General features: G+C 47.0%; 20 protein-coding genes. 13 read left to right on the top strand and 7 right to left on the bottom strand.

Going from position 1 to position 21539, the window contains the following annotated elements:
- Positions 1-69 precede the first annotated feature (69 nt).
- Positions 70-627: a TMEM165/GDT1 family protein gene (locus VNE01S_RS16190; RefSeq protein ID WP_053394349.1), complete on the bottom strand. Its 558-nt coding sequence runs from the start codon at positions 625-627 to the stop codon at positions 70-72.
- Between the two features lie 478 nt (positions 628-1105).
- Here VNE01S_RS16190 and glyQ point away from each other — a divergent pair, with 478 nt between their 5' ends.
- The 3 genes from glyQ to VNE01S_RS16175 all read left to right on the top strand — a co-directional run bounded on the left by glyQ (position 1106) and on the right by VNE01S_RS16175 (position 5540).
- A complete protein-coding gene (gene glyQ, locus VNE01S_RS16185; protein ID WP_053394348.1) occupies positions 1106-2023 on the top strand; it encodes a glycine--tRNA ligase subunit alpha in 918 nt (305 codons plus the stop codon).
- Between the two features lie 12 nt (positions 2024-2035).
- A complete protein-coding gene (gene glyS, locus VNE01S_RS16180; protein ID WP_053394347.1) occupies positions 2036-4102 on the top strand; it encodes a glycine--tRNA ligase subunit beta in 2067 nt (688 codons plus the stop codon).
- A gap of 187 nt (positions 4103-4289) precedes the next feature.
- Positions 4290-5540, top strand: coding sequence for a valine--pyruvate transaminase (locus VNE01S_RS16175; RefSeq protein ID WP_053394346.1), 1251 nt, complete (start codon positions 4290-4292; stop codon positions 5538-5540).
- Between the two features lie 64 nt (positions 5541-5604).
- Here the strand turns inward: VNE01S_RS16175 and VNE01S_RS16170 are convergent, their stop codons facing one another.
- From VNE01S_RS16170 to dnaA, 6 genes are all read right to left on the bottom strand, one after another.
- Positions 5605-6042 (bottom strand): Hsp20 family protein, encoded by a 438-nt coding sequence (locus VNE01S_RS16170; protein WP_053394345.1) that lies wholly within the window; start codon positions 6040-6042, stop codon positions 5605-5607.
- Between the two features lie 376 nt (positions 6043-6418).
- Positions 6419-6835, bottom strand: coding sequence for a GreA/GreB family elongation factor (locus VNE01S_RS16165; protein ID WP_053394344.1), 417 nt, complete (start codon positions 6833-6835; stop codon positions 6419-6421).
- A 348-nt stretch (positions 6836-7183) separates the two neighbouring features.
- Positions 7184-9601, bottom strand: coding sequence for a DNA topoisomerase (ATP-hydrolyzing) subunit B (gene gyrB / locus VNE01S_RS16160; protein WP_053394343.1), 2418 nt, complete (start codon positions 9599-9601; stop codon positions 7184-7186).
- Positions 9602-9604: 3 nt separating this feature from the next.
- The gene (gene recF, locus VNE01S_RS16155; protein WP_053394342.1) at positions 9605-10696 is read right to left on the bottom strand and encodes a DNA replication/repair protein RecF; all 1092 of its coding nucleotides are present in this window, start codon (positions 10694-10696) and stop codon (positions 9605-9607) included.
- A 1-nt stretch (position 10697) separates the two neighbouring features.
- A complete protein-coding gene (gene dnaN / locus VNE01S_RS16150) occupies positions 10698-11798 on the bottom strand; it encodes a DNA polymerase III subunit beta (RefSeq protein WP_053394341.1) in 1101 nt (366 codons plus the stop codon).
- An 88-nt stretch (positions 11799-11886) separates the two neighbouring features.
- The gene (dnaA, locus tag VNE01S_RS16145) at positions 11887-13293 is read right to left on the bottom strand and encodes a chromosomal replication initiator protein DnaA (protein WP_053394340.1); all 1407 of its coding nucleotides are present in this window, start codon (positions 13291-13293) and stop codon (positions 11887-11889) included.
- 380 nt (positions 13294-13673) lie between these two features.
- On the opposite strand from dnaA, the gene VNE01S_RS16140 reads away from it, so the two are divergent.
- The 10 genes from VNE01S_RS16140 to VNE01S_RS16100 form a co-directional block, all read left to right on the top strand.
- A complete protein-coding gene (locus tag VNE01S_RS16140; RefSeq protein ID WP_053394339.1) occupies positions 13674-14423 on the top strand; it encodes an amino acid ABC transporter substrate-binding protein in 750 nt (249 codons plus the stop codon).
- A gap of 112 nt (positions 14424-14535) precedes the next feature.
- Entirely contained in the window at positions 14536-15207 is a 672-nt protein-coding gene (locus VNE01S_RS16135) for an amino acid ABC transporter permease (RefSeq protein WP_053394338.1), read from the top strand.
- Positions 15204-15941 (top strand): amino acid ABC transporter ATP-binding protein, encoded by a 738-nt coding sequence (locus tag VNE01S_RS16130; RefSeq protein ID WP_053394337.1) that lies wholly within the window; start codon positions 15204-15206, stop codon positions 15939-15941. Before VNE01S_RS16135 ends, VNE01S_RS16130 begins: the two co-directional genes overlap by 4 nt.
- 244 nt (positions 15942-16185) lie before the next feature.
- Positions 16186-16320 (top strand): 50S ribosomal protein L34, encoded by a 135-nt coding sequence (rpmH, locus tag VNE01S_RS16125; protein ID WP_004411068.1) that lies wholly within the window; start codon positions 16186-16188, stop codon positions 16318-16320.
- A gap of 45 nt (positions 16321-16365) precedes the next feature.
- The gene (gene rnpA, locus VNE01S_RS16120; RefSeq protein ID WP_053394336.1) at positions 16366-16689 is read left to right on the top strand and encodes a ribonuclease P protein component; all 324 of its coding nucleotides are present in this window, start codon (positions 16366-16368) and stop codon (positions 16687-16689) included.
- Positions 16656-16919, top strand: a complete 264-nt coding sequence (yidD, locus tag VNE01S_RS18955; RefSeq protein WP_082331637.1) for a membrane protein insertion efficiency factor YidD — start codon at positions 16656-16658, stop codon at positions 16917-16919. The genes rnpA and yidD overlap by 34 nt, the downstream gene beginning before the upstream one ends.
- 2 nt (positions 16920-16921) lie before the next feature.
- Positions 16922-18541, top strand: a complete 1620-nt coding sequence (yidC, locus tag VNE01S_RS16115; protein ID WP_053394335.1) for a membrane protein insertase YidC — start codon at positions 16922-16924, stop codon at positions 18539-18541.
- 120 nt (positions 18542-18661) lie between these two features.
- On the top strand, positions 18662-20023 hold the full coding sequence (gene mnmE, locus VNE01S_RS16110; RefSeq protein ID WP_053394334.1) for a tRNA uridine-5-carboxymethylaminomethyl(34) synthesis GTPase MnmE: 1362 nt from the start codon (positions 18662-18664) through the stop codon (positions 20021-20023).
- Between the two features lie 49 nt (positions 20024-20072).
- Positions 20073-20507: an FMN-binding protein MioC gene (gene mioC / locus VNE01S_RS16105; RefSeq protein WP_053394333.1), complete on the top strand. Its 435-nt coding sequence runs from the start codon at positions 20073-20075 to the stop codon at positions 20505-20507.
- 466 nt (positions 20508-20973) lie between these two features.
- The coding region (locus VNE01S_RS16100; protein WP_156472006.1) for an FAD-dependent oxidoreductase at positions 20974-21539 on the top strand (566 nt) is incomplete at its 3' end.

Genomic DNA, 21539 nt, shown 5'->3' with positions numbered 1-21539 from the left:
CAAAATGCGAGCAACTTAAAAATCATGCACCACGGTACACCATACCCTCTGTGTTTAAGCATTTAAGATCTAGTTGTAAAAATACGCACCGATCGCTAAAGCAACAAACAGGGCGGCTGTGACTTTTCGGATCAATCCCAATGGCATCTTATCGGCCGACAGTTTACCAATCAGCACCACCGGCACATTGGCCAGCAACATGCCTACTGTCGTACCCAGTACAACTAGGGTTAATGCATCGGCGTACTGTGCTCCGAGAATCGAGGTGGCGATTTGGGTTTTATCCCCAATTTCAGCGATAAAGAACGCGATAAAACTGGCGACAAACGGCCCACGGTTAGAGATCTCTTCGTCATCATCCAGCTTATCTGGGATCAGCACCCAAGCGGCCATACCCGCAAAACTGGCCACCAGCACCCAATTTAATACCTCAGGCGACAGGTAATCGGCGACCACCACACCCAACCATGCTGCCAAAGCGTGGTTAGCAATCGTAGCAAAAAAGATCGCAGCAATAATGGGTATTGGTTTACGGTAACGACTGGCGAGAAGTAGAGATAGCAATTGGGTCTTATCGCCAATTTCTGCTAAGGCTACAGTAGTAATTGAAATAGCTAAAACGCTCACGACATGCTCATTGGGGCAGGGATAATTATTTTAACCATAGACAAACCTCGTGCCCCACCCCGGTTCACGCTGTTTATCTAAGGTCTTGCTAAATCCATCAAGCGATGAATCTCGAACGCCATGGTGATTTTGCACCAATTATGTTGACGAACGAACTAAGTAAATGGATATCTACCCAGTAAGCTACTCCCCAAAGATGGGCGCAATATTAACCACCTAATGCGCTAATCTCAAGATGAAAAGACACCAAATACTTCCTTTTAGGAAAATTTGGATACATAAGCCATTAAATTTCTATTAAACGAGAAATATGACTAGGAATTAATCAAGATTAACCCTACTCCCATAACCAATATCTGGTTATACTTGATTGTTATTTTATTCAACCGTAATTACTCTTTATCGTCCCTGTTTGAGTGAAAAACTCGGCAGAAAAAACGAATTAATGAGTAACTAGAGAATCGCGCGAACCTGACTTATGCAAAAATACGATATCAAAACCTTCCAGGGAATGATCCTCGCGCTGCAGGATTATTGGGCTCAAAATGGTTGTACCATTGTTCAACCGCTAGATATGGAAGTGGGTGCGGGTACCTCTCACCCAATGACCTGTCTACGAGCGCTTGGCCCAGAGCCAATGTCGACAGCTTACGTACAACCTTCACGTCGTCCTACTGATGGCCGTTACGGTGAAAACCCTAACCGTCTTCAGCACTACTACCAATTCCAAGTAGCGCTAAAACCATCGCCTGACAATATTCAAGAGTTGTACCTTGGCTCCCTTGAAGTTCTTGGTATTGACCCACTTGTACACGACATCCGTTTCGTAGAAGACAACTGGGAAAACCCAACACTAGGCGCATGGGGTCTAGGCTGGGAAGTTTGGCTAAACGGCATGGAAGTGACTCAGTTCACTTACTTCCAGCAAGTGGGCGGCCTTGAGTGTAAGCCTGTTACAGGCGAGATCACTTACGGTATCGAACGCCTAGCAATGTACATCCAAGAAGTAGACTCGGTTTACGATCTAGTATGGAACATCGCACCAGACGGCTCTAAAGTTACTTACGGTGATATTTTCCACCAAAACGAAGTGGAGCAATCAACTTACAACTTCGAACACGCAGACGTTGACTTCCTATTCGGTTTCTTCGAGCAGTGTGAGAAAGAGTGTAAAGAGCTGCTTGAGCTTGAAAAGCCACTTCCACTACCCGCTTACGAGCGCATTCTTAAAGCAGGTCACGCATTCAACCTATTAGACGCACGTAAAGCGATCTCAGTTACTGAGCGTCAACGTTACATCCTGCGCATCCGCGATCTGACTAAAGCAGTAGCAGAAGCATACTACGCATCGCGTGAAGCTCTTGGCTTCCCAATGTGTAAAAAAGAACAAGCGTAAGGGGTAAGTAACATGGCAAAAGAATTTCTAATCGAGCTAGGCACAGAAGAGCTACCACCAACGCAACTTCGCACTCTAGCTGAAGCATTCGCAGCAAACTTCGAAGCAGAACTAAAAGGCGCTGAGCTTGCTCACGAAGGCGTAAAATGGTTCGCGGCTCCTCGTCGTCTTGCACTTAAAGTAGCGGCACTAGCAGACAGCCAGTCTGACAAAATCGTTGAAAAACGCGGTCCTGCGGTTTCTGCAGCGTTTGATGCTGAAGGCAACCCAACCAAAGCGGCTCAAGGCTGGGCACGCGGTTGTGGTATTGCTGTTGACCAAGCAGAGCGCATGGTAACCGACAAAGGCGAATGGCTACTGTTCAAACAAGAAGTGAAAGGTAAACCAACGTCTGAGATCATCGTTGAACTTGCAGCGAAAGCACTGGCAAACCTACCTATCGCAAAACCAATGCGCTGGGGTAACAAAACCACACAATTTATCCGTCCAGTTAAGACGCTAACCATGCTAATGGGCAGCGACCTAATCGAAGGCGAGATCCTTGGTGTTGCATCAGGCCGCACTATCCGTGGTCACCGCTTCATGGGTGAGCAAGAGTTCACTATCGATTCTGCTGAACAATACCCTGCTATCCTAGAAGAGCGCGGTAAAGTCATGGCAGATTACGAAGCGCGTAAAGCCATCATCCTAGCTGACGCACAAAAAGCGGCCGCAGAAGTTGGCGGTATCGCTGACCTAGAAGATGATCTAGTAGAAGAAGTCACGTCTCTGGTTGAATGGCCAGTAGTACTAACCGCGAAGTTCGAAGAAGAGTTCCTAAAAGTCCCTTCTGAAGCGTTGGTTTACACCATGAAAGGTGACCAGAAATACTTCCCTGTCTACTCGGAAGACAAAAAACTGCTGCCTAACTTCATCTTCGTATCAAACATCGAGTCAAAAGAACCTCGCCACGTGATCGAAGGTAACGAGAAGGTGGTACGCCCACGTCTTGCGGATGCTGAGTTCTTCTTCAACACAGACCGTAAGCGTCCTCTGATTGACCGACTTCCTGAGCTTGATAACGCTATCTTCCAGAAGCAGCTAGGTACGATCAAAGATAAAACGGATCGCATCACGGCACTGTCTGGCTACATTGCAAAACAGATTGATGCTGATGTAGAAAAAGCGACACGTGCTGGTCTACTTGCTAAATGTGACCTGATGACCTCGATGGTGTTCGAATTTACCGATACTCAGGGCGTTATGGGTATGCACTACGCTACTCATGATGGCGAAGATGAGCAAGTTGCCCTCGCACTTTACGAGCAGTACATGCCTCGTTTTGCTGGTGACCAACTACCAAGCACAGCGATTTCTTCAGCAGTCGCAATGGCAGATAAGCTGGACACTATCGTGGGTATCTTCGGTATTGGCCAGGCACCGAAAGGCAGCGACCCATTCGCACTGCGTCGCGCATCACTAGGTGTACTGCGTATCATCGTTGAAAATGGTTACAACCTAGACCTTGTCGACCTAATCCGTGAAGCGAAAGTCCAGTTTGGTTCGAAACTGACTAACGACAACGTTGAGCAAGACGTGATTGATTTCATGCTTGGTCGTTTCCGTGCTTGGTACCAAGACGAAGGTTTCAGTGTCGACATCATCCAAGCAGTATTGGCTCGTCGTCCTACTAAACCAGCAGACTTCGACCAACGCGTAAAAGCGGTATCTCACTTCCGTGGTTTAGAGGCGGCAGAATCTCTGGCAGCTGCGAACAAGCGTGTGGGTAATATCCTCGCTAAGTTCGACGGTGAGCTTGCCGCAGAGATCGACCTATCTCTACTTCAAGAAGACGCAGAGAAAGCTCTGGCAGAAAGCGTTGAAGTCATGACGGAAGCACTAGAGCCAGCGTTTGCAACGGGTAACTACCAAGAAGCGCTAAGCAAACTGGCTGACCTACGTGAACCAGTGGACGCGTTCTTTGATAACGTAATGGTTATGGCAGACGACGAAGCACTGAAGAAAAACCGTCTGACACTACTGAACAACCTACGTAACCTATTCCTACAAATTGCGGATATTTCACTACTGCAAAAGTAATTTTCAGTTGAAATCGTTATGTATGAGAAAGCCTGACTCTTTGAGTCAGGCTTTATTTTTATCTAAAGCCAAATTTTGTGCTTTGCGTCGTAAAAACATTAGGGTAAGGTCAAGTATTACACTATTAGCTGATCTCAATCAGCGTATTACATATAAAGCAAACACAATGAATTAGGTAAAAGAAGCAATGCAGTTTTCTAAGTTTGGCGAAAAATTTAATCAGTATTCCGGTATCACGCAGTTAATGGACGATTTGAATGATGGTCTACGCACCCCTGGTGCCATCATGCTCGGTGGAGGTAACCCAGCCGCCATTCCTGCCATGCTCGATTACTTCAGCCAAGCCAGTGAAGACTTACTCGCCAGCGGTGATCTCGTGGCGGCCCTCGCCAACTACGACGGTCCTCAAGGTAAAAATACCTTTGTCAAAGCGTTGGCAAAGCTACTGAAAGACACCTATGGCTGGAACATCTCTGAAAAAAACATCAGCCTAACAAATGGCAGCCAGAGCGGTTTCTTTTACCTATTCAACTTACTCGCGGGTAAACAGCCTGACGGCTCGCATAAAAAAATCCTGCTGCCATTAGCACCCGAGTACATCGGCTATGGTGACGCGGGGATCGACGAAGATATTTTCGTCTCCTATCATCCAGAAATTGAACTGCTGGATAATGGCCTGTTTAAGTACCACGTCGATTTTGAACAACTAAAAGTTGATGACTCAGTGGCCGCCATTTGTGCCTCACGCCCGACCAATCCAACTGGAAACGTTCTAACCGACGAAGAGATCCACAAGTTGGATAAACTGGCGCGTGAAAACAACATCCCACTGATCATCGATAATGCCTACGGCCTGCCTTTCCCGAACATTATTTTTGAGGACGTCGAGCCGTTCTGGAATGAAAACACCATCTTGTGCATGAGCTTGTCGAAACTTGGTCTGCCAGGCGTGCGCTGTGGCATTGTGATTGCGAGTGAAGAAATTACACAGGCGATGAGTAACATGAATGGCATCATCAGCTTAGCTCCAGGCAGCGTAGGGCCGACCATCGCCAATCACATGATCGAAAAAGGTGACTTACTGAAGCTAAGCACCAATGTGATTAAACCGTTTTACCAACAAAAATCATTACGCGCGGTAGAGTTACTGCAACAAGCGATAACGGATCCACGATTCCGTATCCATAAGCCTGAAGGCGCTATCTTTTTATGGCTGTGGTTTGATGAGCTGCCAATTACCACCATGGAGCTGTATACGCGCCTAAAAGCACGTGGTGTATTGATCGTACCCGGTGAGTATTTCTTTATTGGTCAGGAAGACGAGTGGGAACATGCGCATCAATGCCTGCGCATGAACTACGTGCAAGACGATGAGATGATGCAACAAGGCATCGCGATCATTGCCGAAGAAGTCACTAAGGCCTATCAACAAGGGTAAGCGTCAGAAACTAAAAAGAGCGCCATAGGGCGCTCTTTCACTCTTTATCAACCGTATCGGTTGTTTACTTATCTTCGATAAGTTTTTGCCCGCTAATCGCAATCTTACGCGGTTTCATCGCTTCCGGAATTTCGCGTTCCAAATCCACATGCAGAAGGCCATTTTCCATGCTCGCGCCGATCACTTTGACGTAATCCGCCAGCTGGAACTTGCGCTCGAAGTCACGTTCCGCAATGCCTTGGTAAACGTAGTTTTTACCTTCTTCGCTGCTGCGCTCCCCTTTTACAATCAGCATATTTTCATTTTGGGTTATGTCTAACTGATCTTCAGCAAAACCCGCCACAGCCATCGTAATGCGGTAGTGGTTATCGTCTTTCTGCTCAATGTTGTAAGGAGGGTAACCGCCGGAATTATTCTTGGTCGAATTCGCTTCCATCATATTGAAAAGACGGTCAAAGCCGATTGCGTTGCGGTATAAAGGAGTGAAATCTACTGTTCTCATAATAACTATCCTCTTAGTAAGCAATAGTGTTGCTTGAAATGGCACTCACTCTAATGACATGAGTCCATCGGTTGTTTTGGTTAGGCGTTTCCTCGATGAGCGAAATACCTAACCTGTATCGCGGGACCCTTCTGGCATCCCTCTCAATAAAATATATAAGGGCGAAAAAAGCGCTTTCAAGAGCAATTTTTGTTTTTGTACTAAAAAGCCCACCATTCTTACAGTGGGCTTGGGGAGAAACGTTTTTACTTGCGGGAAGGTTTTCTTGCTTTCACGACACCGTTCTCTGCGGCTTTCTCCTGCTTCAATTTACGTTTTTCTTTCAGACTTAACTGTGGTTGCTTCTTGTCTTTTTTACTCATGACTTCACCTCTACTTACTGACATAACATACAGCCACATATCGATTGAGGAATTGGTGGCCGTGTTTGATGAACAATTTCGGTAATCACAAAGCAGCGCCGTTGATTAAAAATATCCACTTCAAACATTTCATCCTGAGCGCGCCCCAATAAGCTGGAACCTAAGTAAGAATCTACAGCTAACATGCCCGTCAACGGCTGACTTTTACGAGAGTCAACCAATGTCATGCGATACTGGTGAGCGCGTTCAATATCGACTAAACGGACCGTATCACCAATATCCACACGCGCGAGGTTACGGCACCGCACTTGCTGCTCGTGCATTTCAAATAGTAACGATAACCGTAAAGGTGATTGATAAGTTAAAAATCGGCTGGTTAACCACCAAGTTCGCAGCGCCAAACAGTACGCTGAGAACCAGCGTTCAAACAAGATGTTTTTCCTTCTTAATGCCTTGCTTTACAGATAATTTCAATGCATTTCACCGGAAGTGTGCTCACTTCCGGCTTAGATCAGGAAAGTAGTCACCATATCTGTTCACCTCTTCATATAAGCTCTTCGACACTATATCGAGCCTAAAAAAGAAAGCAAAAGTGCCCCCTCGAACAAAATGGCAAGAAAAAAATAAAACGGGAACAAAATGGCAAGATTAAAGAGAGAGCTGGCGATTAACACCAAAAAACAGGAAGTGTTGCTATAAAATGGTGATTTTATCATCGGTAAAAAACAAAAAAGCAGCGATAAATCGCTGCTTTTTGGCTATAAGAAGTACGTGAATATCTATACGTCTAGGTTTGCTACTTTCAGAGCGTTCTCTTCAATGAAGTTGCGACGAGGCTCAACTTGATCGCCCATTAGCGTAGTAAACAACTGATCCGCACCAACCGCATCTTCAATCGTTACTTGCATCATACGGCGAGTTTCAGGGTCCATCGTCGTTTCCCAAAGCTGATCTGGGTTCATCTCACCTAGACCTTTGTAACGCTGACGGCTGAGACCACGCATTGACTCTTTCACCAACCACTCGGTTGCTTGTGCAAAACTGGTTACTGGCAATGTACGCTCACCGCGCTTAATGTAAGCGCCTTCTTCTAGCAACCCATCCAGTGCTTCAGAAAGCTCAGCCAGTTTGCCGTACTCTTTCGAGTTTAAGAAGTCAGTGCTAAGCGCAAATTCGTGTGTCACGCCGTGGGTACGCACAATGATCTTCGGTAGATTCAGACCGAGTTCAACGTGCTGCTCCACTTCAAAGCTGTACTGGCTCGCGCCCACTTCTTTGCTATTAAGCTGCTCGACTAACTGTTTAGTCCACGCTTCAACGGCCGCAGCATCAGCACATTGCTCTTGCGTTAGGCGTGGCATGTAAATCAGCTCATGCACAAGTGCTTTCGGGTAACGACGGCTCATGCGATCAGCCAGTTTGATACCTGAATTGTACTGCTGTACCAATTTTTCTAGTGCTTCACCTGATAACGCTGGCGCTTCGGTGTTCACGTGCAGAGCAGCATTATCCAGTGCCAGAGCGATTTGGTACTGGTTCATCGCTTCTTCATCTTTGATGTACTGCTCTTGCTTGCCTTTTTTCACTTTGTACAGTGGTGGCTGAGCGATGTACACGTAGCCGCGCTCGATAAGCTCCGGCATTTGACGGTAGAAGAAGGTCAACAGTAGCGTACGAATGTGCGAACCGTCGACATCCGCATCGGTCATGATGATGATGTTGTGGTAACGCAGTTTATCTGGGTTGTACTCGTCACGACCGATACCACAACCAAGTGCGGTGATCAGTGTCGCCACTTCTTGAGAAGAGAGCATTTTGTCGAAGCGCGCTTTTTCAACGTTCAGGATCTTACCTTTCAGCGGTAGGATTGCCTGGTTCTTACGGTTACGGCCTTGTTTTGCGGAGCCGCCTGCCGAGTCACCCTCCACTATGTACAGTTCAGAGAGAGCTGGGTCTTTTTCCTGACAGTCCGCCAGCTTACCTGGTAGGCCAGCTAGGTCTAGTGCGCCTTTACGACGTGTCATTTCACGAGCTTTACGTGCCGCTTCACGCGCACGCGCTGCATCGATGATCTTAGAACACACCATCTTCGCTTCAGTTGGGTTCTCAACCAAGAATTCAGACAGCTTCTCACCCATTGCCGATTCAACCGCTGATTTCACTTCAGAAGAAACCAGTTTGTCTTTGGTTTGGCTGGAGAATTTTGGATCCGGCACTTTCACGGAAACAACCGCTGTCAGACCTTCACGCGCATCATCACCCGATGTCGACGTTTTCGCTTTCTTAGAAAAGCCTTCTTTATCCATGAACGAGTTCAAAGTACGCGTCAGCGCAGCACGGAAGCCAGCTAGGTGAGTACCACCGTCGCGCTGTGGGATGTTGTTAGTGAAACAGAAAATGCTTTCTTGGAAGCCATCGTTCCATTGCATCGCCACTTCAACAGAAATACCGTCTTCACGTTCAAAGTTGAAATGGAAGATTTTATCGATGATTGGGGTTTTGTTGGTGTTTAGGTGGTCAACAAACGCTTGGATACCACCTTCAAACATGAAGTGGTCACTTTTATCGTCTTCGCGCTCATCAATCAGTTTGATTGATACACCAGAGTTTAAGAAAGACAGTTCACGCAGGCGTTTTGCCAGAATGTCGTAGTGGAACTCGGTGTTAGAGAAAGTTTCTGCGCTTGGCCAAAAACGGATCTGAGTACCAGTGTTTTCAGTATCACCGACCACGGCTAGTGGCGCTTCTGGCTCACCATGACGATACGTTTGCGTGTGAATATGGCCACCACGCTGGATGGTCAGAGTCACTTTTTCAGACAGTGCGTTGACTACCGACACACCTACCCCGTGTAGACCACCAGATACTTTGTACGAGTTATCATCGAACTTACCACCAGCGTGAAGTACCGTCATGATAACTTCCGCTGCAGAGACGTTTTCTTCTGAGTGTATTTCCGTCGGGATACCACGGCCATCATCGCTTACAGAAACTGAGTTATCCTCATGAATTGTCACAATGATGTCTTTACAGTGACCAGCCAACGCTTCATCAATTGAGTTATCCACCACCTCGAAAACCATGTGGTGCAGACCGGTACCGTCGTCCGTGTCGCCGATGTACATCCCTGGACGCTTACGTACTGCATCCAGGCCCTTTAGTACTTTAATACTCGATGAATCGTAATTTTCAGACATGAGTTATCTTCCACTTATATTTTGTTCTATTGTGCCATGTTCCACATGGAACATCTTGCCATTTTCGTCGGCCATATCGGCGACTTGGCTTTGCGTGATAGAACTTACAAAAACTTGAGCCCCCGTCGCTTTTAAGCAGTCTGCGAGACGCTTACGACGTTGGCTATCTAATTCCGATGCAAAGTCATCAATCAGGTAAATACACTGCTTGCCGGTCATCTCTGTCAGGTGCTGGCCCTGCGCCACGCGAAGTGCGCAAACCATCAACTTGAGCTGACCGCGAGACAATACGTCCTCAACAGGTGTATTGTTCACTTTTATTCTTAAGTCGGCTTTGTTTGGTCCACTAAAGGTGTAACCAAGCGACTGATCGCGTTCAAAATTCTTCTCGAGAATTTCTTGGTACGGCGTATCTTTATCCCAGCCTCTATAATACTTCAACTGGATCTCAAACTCAGGCAGAAAAGTCTGACATATCTCTTCAGCCTTAGACTTGAGTTGCTCAACATAGTGAGCACGCCATTGACTGATATTTTCTGCCAACACCGCCATCTCCTGATCCCAATAACTGAGCTCTCGATAGCTGGTGGCCGTTTTCAGTAAGGCGTTGCGCTGTTTATTCAGCCGCTTAAATCGCCCCCATGCATCATAAAATGCAGACTCAGTGTGAAACACGCCCCAATCAATAAATGCGCGGCGATGTTTTGGGCCATCGGTCAGTAAATCAAACCCCTCGGGGTGGATTAGCTGCAAAGGCAAAACCTGAGCTAGCTGAGCTAACTTTTGCCCAGACTGACCGCCTATTTTAACCTCTGTTGAGCCATCACGCTGCTTATTAATGCCGATCGGTAGCTCAAATTGATCCGAGTTCAAAAAACGGCCATGGACAAACAGTTCGTCGCATTCATTTTGAATCACTCGCCCGGTTAAAGAGCTCTTAAAAGATCGGCCGTGACCCAGGAGATAAATGGCCTCAAGGACGCTGGTTTTGCCGCTTCCATTGGGGCCAATAAGAAAGTTAAAGCCTGCTGATAGGTCAATATCACAGGCTTTAATGTTTCGAAATTGCTGAATAATAAGACGTGAGAGCGGCATGCTAGAGTCGAATTGGCATGACCACGTACAAGGCACTGTCGTCGTCAGCATTTTCAATCAAGGCACTGGCGTTGGCATCCGACATCGAGATACGTACTTTTTCACAACGCAGTGTATTCAACACATCCAGCACATAGCTCACGTTAAAGCCGATTTCGATCGCGTCACCTTCAAAGCTGACATCCAGCATCTCTTCCGCCTCTTCCTGCTCTGGGTTGTTGGCGGTAATGCGCATTTCACTACCCGCAAGATTCACGCGAACGCCACGGAATTTCTCATTCGACAAAATAGCCGCACGAGAAAAGGCTTGGCGCAATTCATCACAGCTGGCTTCCAATGTTTTGGTGGTTTGCTGCGGCATCACTCGGCGATAATCTGGGAAACGGCCATCAACCAGCTTAGAAGTGAACACAAAGTTGTTGACCTCTGCACGCACATTGGAGCTACCGATTTGCAGCGTCACTGGCTGCTCAGGCGCATCCATCAGTTTGACCAGTTCCAACACCCCTTTACGCGGCACAATGATTTGCTTTTGTGCAAAATCAGCACCGAGCTGAGTCTGAGAAACCGCCATACGGTGGCCATCTGTCGCCACACTGCGAAGTGTGCTGCCATCAATTTCGAACAGCATGCCATTAAGGTAATAACGTACATCTTGATTCGCCATCGAGAATTGAGTCTTCTCGATCACACCGCGCAGATCGGCTTGGGTCAGTGACACTTCCACTTCACTTTGCCAATCTTCGATGTTAGGAAAATCGCTTGCTGGCAGCGTTGATAATGAAAAACGGCTGCGGCCCGAGCGAACTTGTACGCGATCGCCTTCGAGAACAAAGGTGATCACGGAATCATCCGGTAAGCCGCGACAGATATCCAAAAATTTACGTGATGGTACCGTTACGCTACCCGCTTCAAAGTCACCTTCCAACGTCACACGACTGATCAATTCCACTTCCAGATCTGTAGCAGTCATCGACAGCACGTTGTCTTCTACTTTCAAAAGCAGGTTACCTAGAATAGGCAAAGTTGGACGACCACCCAAAGCCCCCGAAACTTGTTGAAGGGGTTTTAGTAAGTGGCTACGTTCAATGGAAAATTTCATAGGACGCTCTTATCAGAATTCTATTGCTTAAACAGAGTAATGGGTGGGTGCTTATACCCTAGTCGTTAGGGTATAAGGATACTGCGAATTAAGAAGAAAGGGTACGAATCAAGTTAGAGTAATCTTCTTTAATGTCGTGACTCTCTTCGCGTAGTTGCTCGATCTTACGGCAAGCATGTAACACGGTCGTGTGGTCACGCCCACCAAACGCATCACCGATTTCTGGCAAGCTGTGGTTGGTTAGCTCTTTCGCTAACGCCATCGCGAGCTGACGAGGACGAGCAACCGAACGAGAACGACGTTTAGAGAGCAGGTCTGCGACTTTGATTTTGTAGTATTCCGCGACGGTCTTTTGGATATTGTCGATGGTCACGAGCTTCTCTTGCAGAGCCAGCAGGTCGCGCAGCGCTTCACGGACAAAATCAATGGTAATTGGGCGGCCAGTAAAGTTCGCATTGGCGATAACTCGGTTTAATGCCCCTTCTAACTCACGCACGTTGGAGCGCAAACGCTTAGCAATAAAGAACGCCACTTCATCCGCAAGGTGGATTTGGTGATCTTCGGCCTTTTTCATCAAAATCGCGACACGCGTTTCCAATTCAGGTGGTTCGATCGCAACCGTTAAGCCCCAACCAAAACGCGATTTAAGACGATCTTCCACACCGTTGATCTCTTTTGGATAACGGTCAGAAGTCAAAATGATTTGCTGGTTGCCTTCTAACAACGCGTTAAACGTGTGGAAGAACTCTTCCTGAGAACGCTCTTTATTGGCGAAGAACTGAATATCATCGATCAGTAGCGCATCAACACTGCGGTAGTAGCGTTTGAATTCTTCAATCGCGTTGTTTTGCAGCGCTTTCACCATGTCTTGCACGAAACGTTCAGAGTGCATGTAGACAACTTTCGCATCTGGCTTGTTGTCGACAATTGCGTTGCCGACCGCGTGCAGCAAGTGGGTCTTGCCTAAACCTGTGCCGCCGTATAGGAATAATGGGTTGTATGCTGCACCCGGGTTATCCGATACCTGACGCGCCGCCGCCAAACCAAGCTGGTTAGACTTACCTTCAACGAAGTTCTTGAACTTGTGTTTTGGGTTCACGTTCGAGCGATGATTGATGTTTGCAACGACTGCCGCGTCGTCATCCCACGTTTTGTGGATGGGCTTACGTGCTTGCAGTTGTGCAGGTGCCGACGACTCTGCGGCCACGTCTGCTGGCGTACGCGTAGGCGCAGGTTTTGGTGCAGATACACGGCGGCTTCCAACCTCAAAACGCAGGCTAGGAATGTCATTACCGCAGAATTCACGCAGCAAGCGGTTGATGTTGTTTAGATACTTATCACGCACCCAATCCAAGACAAATCGGTTTGGTGCAAACAAAGTGAGAGTATTGTCATTGAGCTCTGCTTGTAGCGGACGAACCCACATGCTGAATTCTGTAGCTGGTAGCTCTTCTTGAAGCTGCTGCATACATTGCAACCATAGCGAAGATGACACGGTGCCCCCACTCAAAGTCGTTAATCGGAAAAGATTGGCAATTTTACCTGTTGATAACCGAGATCGCCAGCGATTGATCGACGATCCAGTGAATAAGATCCAAGTTATTCACAATATTTTCGAGATTATTCGTTAGATCCACACACCATGCCCCATTTTTACCCACATATTGATCCACATTTGGGCTATTTTACTAAGATCGTCAATCTGGTGATAACTCTGTGCATGAAGTTTTCTCGAAGGGCCAAACAAGGATTCAAATCGGCTGCTATAGTTTATGCAGCTTATTACTCTGGCATCTAGGTTATTTCACTTGGTTATTTATCTAATTGACCAAAGTAACATTAGTATCTACCCCCATAAATATATGGAGTTTTACTATGAAAAACTGGATTAAAGCTGCGGTTGCAGCAATCGCTCTCTCTGCTGCCACTGTTCAAGCCGCAACTGACGTAAAAGTCGGTATGTCGGGCCGTTACTTCCCATTCACGTTTGTTCAGCAAGATAAGCTGCAAGGCTTCGAAGTTGACCTGTGGGATGAGATTGGTAAGCGCAACGACTACAACGTTGAGTACGTAACAGCAAACTTTTCTGGTTTATTCGGTCTACTAGAGACAGGGCGCATCGACACCATTTCTAACCAGATCACCATGACCGATGCGCGTAAAGCAAAATACCTATTTGCAGACCCATATGTTATCGATGGCGCACAAATCACCGTGCGTAAAGGCAATGACAGCATCAAGAATGTGGATGATCTTGCGGGAAAAACCGTTGCCGTAAACCTTGGTTCTAACTTTGAACAGCTACTACGCAGCTACGACAAAGACGGCAAGATCAACATCAAAACCTACGAAACAGGTATCGAGCACGATGTGGCACTAGGTCGCGCAGATGCCTTTATCATGGATCGACTATCGGCACTGGAACTGATCAAGAAAACAGGCCTACCTCTGCAGCTGGCTGGTCAACCGTTTGAAACGATCGAAAATGCGTGGCCTTTCGTCGACAACGAAAATGGTAAGAAACTTCAAACGGAAGTAAATAAAGCACTTGCAGAGATGCGTGCAGACGGCACTCTAGAAAAAATCTCTCAGAAGTGGTTTGGTGCTGACATTACCAAGAAGTAACCAATTACCTTTCTTATCCACATAAATTAGGATAAGTTTCTCAACCCACTGCGCTCCAGCTTTGCAGTGGGTTTTGCATTTCTATAAGTATCAACTTTAACTGAGACAAGCTATGGGATTTGATTTTAACTATATGCTAGACCTGATGCCGATATTGCTCAAATATCTTGGCACCACAATGGAAATGGCGACTTGGGGATTGTTATTTTCACTGATTTTATCGGTCATTTTGGCGAATATCCGCGTATTTCGTGTCCCAGTTTTAGATCAGCTAAGCCAACTTTATATTAGTTTTTTCCGCGGTACGCCATTACTGGTTCAACTGTTCCTTCTTTATTACGGTCTACCACAAGTCTTTCCATTTATGGTTGGCTTGGATGCGTTTAGCGCTGCCGTGATCGGTTTAACCTTACACTTTGCCGCTTATATGGCGGAAAGTATCCGCGCCGCAATCATCGGCATTGACCGTAGTCAAATGGAAGCCAGCCTGTCTGTTGGCATGACCACCTCACAAGCGATGCGCCGTGTGATTTTGCCGCAAGCCACTCGTGTTGCTCTGCCTTCATTAATGAACTATTTCATCGACATGATTAAATCAACCTCTTTGGCGTTTACGCTGGGTGTGGCTGAAATCATGGCGAAAGCACAAATGGAAGCTTCGTCTAGCTTCCGTTTCTTTGAAGCTTTCTTAGCCGTCGCATTGATTTACTGGGCAGTTGTGGTTGTCCTCACTCGCGTCCAAATCTGGGCAGAAGCTAAACTGAACAAGGCATACGTACGATGATCAAGCTAGCAAATATTCACAAGCGCTTCGGAGGCACGGAAGTACTCAAAGGTATTGATATCGATATAAAACAAGGCGAGATCATCGTGATTATTGGCTCCAGTGGTACTGGCAAGTCCACCCTACTGCGCACGGTGAACTTTCTTGAAAATGCTGATAAAGGCGTGATTACTATCGACGATGTGAGTGTCGATACAGAACATCACACCAAAGCAGAAGTGATTGCGCTACGCCGTAAAACCGGATTCGTTTTCCAAAACTATGCGCTGTTTTCTCATATGACAGCCCGACAGAATATCGCAGAAGGTTTAATAACCGTGCGTGGATGGAAAAAATCGGATGCGTTACAACGCGCGCAAGAGATTCTGGATGACATCGGTCTTGGGGATAAAGGCGATAGTTATCCAGCGGCTCTGTCTGGTGGACAACAGCAGCGTGTGGGCATTGGTCGCGCAATGGCACTGCAACCAGAATTACTGCTGTTTGATGAACCAACGTCGGCGCTCGATCCTGAATGGGTAGGAGAAGTTCTCCAATTAATGAAGGAGTTAGCGACGAAACATCAGACTATGCTGGTGGTCACGCATGAAATGCAATTTGCCAAAGAGGTTGCCGATAGAGTGATCTTTATGGCAGAAGGCAACATCGTTGAGCAGGGATCTCCACAGGATATCTTCGGTAATCCACAGGATCCTCGTTTAAGGAAGTTCCTTCGTCAAGTTGGTGCTGAGTAAAGATCACAAGCAAAGATCGCGTGATCCTTGAGATTTTACTCACACTACGTATAATCGCTCGGCCGGAATTTAGCAGTCGCTCAATGATTGACACTTGATGTGACTGTGATTACAATTCCGCCTCTTTGTTGAGAGGCGTCGGTTACTCTTCTCTATATAAAGAGCTTCTTTATATAAAGAAAGCGCAATACCCACGCCGGGTTTAACAAGAACCTAAAACTACTGATCAGTAAAGGTAATTATCATGAAACGCACTTTTCAACCTTCAGTTCTAAAGCGCAAGCGTACTCACGGTTTCCGTGCACGTATGGCTACTAAGAACGGTCGTGCAACAATCAACGCACGTCGTGCTAAAGGCCGTAAGCGTCTTTCTAAGTAATCTTCGATTATTTTGAATACGTACGCGTTCAATCGGGAGTTACGCTTGTTAACTCCCGAGCATTATCAAAATGTCTTTCAGCAAGCTCATCGAGCTGGCTCACCTCATTTCACCATCATCGCTCGCAAAAATTCCTTATCTCACCCAAGACTAGGTTTAGCCGTTCCGAAAAAACAGATTAAAACTGCTGTTGGTCGAAATCGCTTTAAGCGTCTCGCTCGTGAAAGCTTTCGTAACAAACAACATCAGCTTCCTAATAAAGATTTTGTTGTTATTGCAAAGAAAAGCGCGCAAGATTTGAGCAATGAAGAAATGTTCAAATTGTTTGATAAGTTATGGCAGCGTCTGTCTCGCCCCTCTCGCGGGTAGCTATCGGTCTCGTCCGACTTTACAAGGCCTTTATTAGTCCGATCCTCGGACCACGTTGTCGTTTTTCCCCAACTTGCTCTACTTATGCCATAGAAGCGTTGAAAGCTCACGGTTTTGTAAAAGGGTGTTGGTTATCAAGCAAACGTCTATTAAAATGCAATCCTTTAAATAGAAAGGGTTGGACATACGACCCCGTACCACCAGTCCAAAACCAAGACAGAGACAATTAACGATGGATTCTCAACGTAATATCCTGTTAATCGCGCTAGCACTGGTTTCTTTCCTATTGTTCCAGCAATGGCAAGTCGCAAAGAATCCTACGCCTCAGCCGATTGAACAGGCTCAATCAAGCAGTACTCTACCTGCACCATCTTTTGCTGACGAGCTAGACCCAGCTCCTGCGCAGCAAGCTTCTGCCAAAACGATTACCGTAACAACTGATGTATTGACTCTGTCGATTGATACGGTTGGTGGTGACGTTGTGAATGCAGACCTAAACCAGTACTCAGCAGAACTCGATTCTTCTGACCCATTCGTTCTGCTTAAGAACGAAGCTGGTCACCAGTTTATCGCGCAAAGTGGTCTAGTCGGCCCTCAAGGCATCGATTTAAGCAGCACAAATCGCCCTCACTACGCAGTTAGTGATGACCAGTTTACGCTGGCAGAAGGTCAAGATGAACTACGCATCCCAATGACTTACTCGGCAAATGGTCTTGAGTACACCAAAACTATCATCGTTAAGCGCGGTAGCTACGCGGTAGACGTTGAATACAATGTGGTTAACAACTCAGGCAACAACGCAACCTTTGGTATGTACGCGCACTTACGTCAAAACCTAATGGACGATGGCGGCAGCATCACAATGCCAACATACCGCGGTGGTGCTTACTCGACGGAAGAAAACCGTTACAGTAAATACAGCTTTGACGATATGCAGGATCGTAACCTATCGCTAAACCTACCTAACGGTGAAGGTTGGGCGGCGATGATCCAGCACTACTTCGCATCCGCTTGGATCCCTCGCAACGAACCTGGCACCAGCCTGTACACTCGTGTAATTGGCAACCTAGGTGACATCGGCGTACGTATGCCGAATAAAACTATCGCTAATGGTGACAGTGCTCAATTCACAGCAACACTTTGGGTTGGTCCTAAACTTCAAAACCAAATGGAAGAAGTCGCACCAAACCTGGACCTTGTAGTCGATTACGGCTGGTTATGGTTCATCGCAAAACCACTGCACATGCTGCTTTCTTTCATTCAAAGCTTCGTGGGTAACTGGGGTGTGGCCATCATCTGTCTGACTTTCATTGTTCGTGGTGCGATGTACCCACTGACCAAAGCTCAGTACACCTCAATGGCAAAAATGCGCATGCTACAGCCTAAGCTGCAAGCAATGCGTGAGCGTATCGGCGACGACCGTCAACGCATGAGCCAAGAAATGATGGAACTGTACAAGAAAGAGAAAGTAAACCCACTGGGCGGCTGTCTTCCTCTAATTCTTCAGATGCCGATCTTCATCGCACTATACTGGGCGCTAATGGAATCGGTTGAGCTACGCCATTCACCGTTCTTTGGTTGGATCCACGATCTGTCAGCGCAAGACCCGCTATACATCTTGCCAATCCTGATGGGTGCGTCGATGTTCATGATTCAGAAAATGAGCCCAACAACTGTTACGGACCCAATGCAGCAGAAGATCATGACCTTTATGCCGGTTATGTTTACTTTCTTCTTCCTGTTCTTCCCGTCAGGTCTGGTACTTTACTGGCTAGTATCAAACGTAGTAACGCTTATCCAGCAGTCACTTATTTATAAAGCGCTGGAAAAGAAAGGCTTACACACTAAGTAACAGCCATTAAACAATGAAAGGCGGCCAAAAGGTCGCCTTTTTTATTTGAGCTGATTACAATTCAGCTAACTCCATTTTCTCAAGGCCTGTAATTCCGGCCCAAGCTCGAAAGGCATCTATATGACAACTGATACCATTGTTGCTCAGGCAACAGCCCCTGGACGTGGTGGTGTGGGAATCATCCGTGTATCCGGCCCTCTGGCGTCTAAAGTCGCACTAGAGGTCACGGGTAAGGAACTGCGTCCTCGCTATGCAGAGTACCTCCCTTTCACCTCTGAGGACGGCACACAGCTCGACCAAGGGATCGCCCTCTACTTCCCGAATCCCAACTCTTTTACCGGGGAAGATGTGCTTGAGCTACAAGGCCACGGCGGCCCTGTCGTGATGGATATGCTGATTAAGCGTATCTTACAAATCCCAGGAATTCGTACCGCAAGACCAGGCGAGTTTTCTGAGCGCGCGTTTATGAACGATAAACTCGACCTCGCGCAAGCAGAGGCCATTGCTGACTTGATTGACGCCAGCTCGGAAGAAGCGGCTAAATCAGCCCTCAAGTCACTTCAAGGCGCGTTCTCGAATCACATTCATACCTTAGTGGAATCGCTGATCCACCTGCGCATTTACGTCGAAGCTGCGATTGATTTCCCTGAAGAAGAAATCGATTTTCTCGCCGATGGCAAAGTATCAGCTGACTTGCAAACCATCATCGATAACCTAGCAGCGGTGCGCCGCGAAGCCAACCAAGGCGCGATAATGCGCGAAGGGATGAAGGTCGTGATTGCGGGCCGTCCTAACGCGGGTAAATCAAGCCTACTCAATGCGCTGTCAGGTAAAGAGTCAGCCATCGTAACCGACATCGCGGGTACCACACGTGATGTGCTGCGCGAACACATCCATATTGATGGCATGCCATTGCACATTATCGATACCGCAGGCCTGCGTGACGCGTCTGACGAAGTCGAAAAGATTGGTATTGAGCGCGCATGGGAGGAGATCTCACAAGCCGATCGCGTACTATTTATGGTAGACGGCACCACAACAGACGCTACCGATCCAAAAGACATTTGGCCAGACTTTGTCGATCGACTCCCTGATCACATGGGTATGACGGTGATCCGCAATAAAGTGGATCAAACCAATGAACACCTCGGGATCTGCCACGTCAACTCACCGACTTTGATCCGCCTTTCGGCAAAGACTGGCGAAGGGGTTGATGCGCTGCGTACGCACTTGAAAGAATGCATGGGATTCGCTGGCGGTAATGAAGGGGGATTTATGGCCAGACGTCGCCACCTAGAAGCGCTAGAAAAGGCCGCAGAACACCTTGATATCGGTCAGCAACAGCTAGAGGGCTACATGGCGGGTGAAATCCTCGCTGAAGAGCTACGTATCGCCCAGCAGCATCTCAGTGAGATCACGGGCGAGTTTACCTCAGATGATCTACTCGGCCGTATCTTCTCTTCTTTCTGTATCGGAAAATAATCTCAGCGCGGCCTAGTAGGTCGCGCTTCTTTTAGGTAAAGGATTTAACATGATTCATATTATTACAGGCAGTACCCTAGGCGGTGCAGAGTATGTGGGTGACCATCTAAGCGATCTTTTAGTCGAGCAAGGCTTTGAGACATCGATTCATAATCAGCCGAACCTGGCAGAGATCGACAACAGCGGGACATGGCTGATCATTACCTCTACTCATGGCGCGGGAGAATACCCAGACAACATCCAGCCGTTCATCCACAGCTTACAAGAAACACCACCTAAAACCAGTGATCTTAAGTTCGCCGTCATTGCGATTGGCGATTCAAGTTACGATACATTCTGCGCCGCAGGTAAACACGCCTATGCATTATTAGAAGATATTGGCGCAACGCCGGTCGCGGACTGCTTTACCATAGATGTACTCAACCATGATGTCCCTGAAGATGCAGCTGAAGAATGGCTAAAAGAGCACATTGAACGCTTCTAACGGATCTTAAGAGTCGCAATCGCGGCTCTTTTTTTTGCTTTGTGAATAACTTTTCTTTTCTCCTTCCTTACCGTTCGATGCTTTTTTAATCAAAATGACTGTGGATAAACCTAATAAGATCCAGTGTCTTTCCTTTAGTTATCCCAATAATAACTTTGATCATATTCCCCCCCTGTGTATAACTACCACTTTTGATCCCAGGTAATCCTCACTTAGATCAAATCATGATCACAGAATATGATCACTCTAAGATCCATGATCTTGTTGATCATTTATCACTTATCCACAGAGATCGTCGATCCTAATAGTAGATCTAATAAAAGATCATATATATAGATCTTATATATATTAGTCTTTCAGCCCTTTGAATGAAAAGTCTCAAAAGCGTTTCCACACTCCCTGAAAGAAGGTAGAATATCGCTCCTTTTATCTTTCTACAGCTTGATGGAATACCTGAGGTTAGTTCATGCTCTATCACGAAAACTTTGACGTCATTGTTGTTGGTGGCGGACACGCAGGAACGGAAGCCGCACTAGCATCTGCGCGTACAGGACAAAAAACTCTGTTACTGACGCACAATATCGACACTCTTGGTCAAATGTCATGCAACCCAGCTATTGGTGGGATCGGCAAAGGCCACCTAGTGAAAGAGGTCGACGCTATGGGTGGTCTTATGGCCCAGGCAATTGATCACGCTGGTATTCAGTTTCGTACACTGAATGCATCTAAAGGCCCAGCAGTACGAGCTACTCGAGCTCAAGCAGACCGCGCACTGTACAAAGCCTATGTTCGTGATGCGCTGGAAAACACCCCAAACCTGACGTTGTTTCAACAATCGGTCGACGATCTGATTGTTGAGCAAGACACCGTCGTGGGTGTCGTCACTCAGATGGGTTTGAAGTTTCACGCTAAAGCCGTGGTACTCACAGTGGGTACTTTCTTGGGTGGTAAGATCCACATTGGCATGGAAAACTTTTCTGGTGGCCGGGCGGGAGATCCACCGTCGATCGCACTGGCGGATCGTCTGCGAGA

The organism is Vibrio nereis NBRC 15637, from assembly GCF_001591105.1.
Taxonomy (GTDB): Bacteria; Pseudomonadota; Gammaproteobacteria; order Enterobacterales; family Vibrionaceae; genus Vibrio; species Vibrio nereis.
The sequence above is the reverse complement of the archived record's forward strand: the minus strand, read 5'-3'. Positions and strand labels throughout refer to the sequence as shown.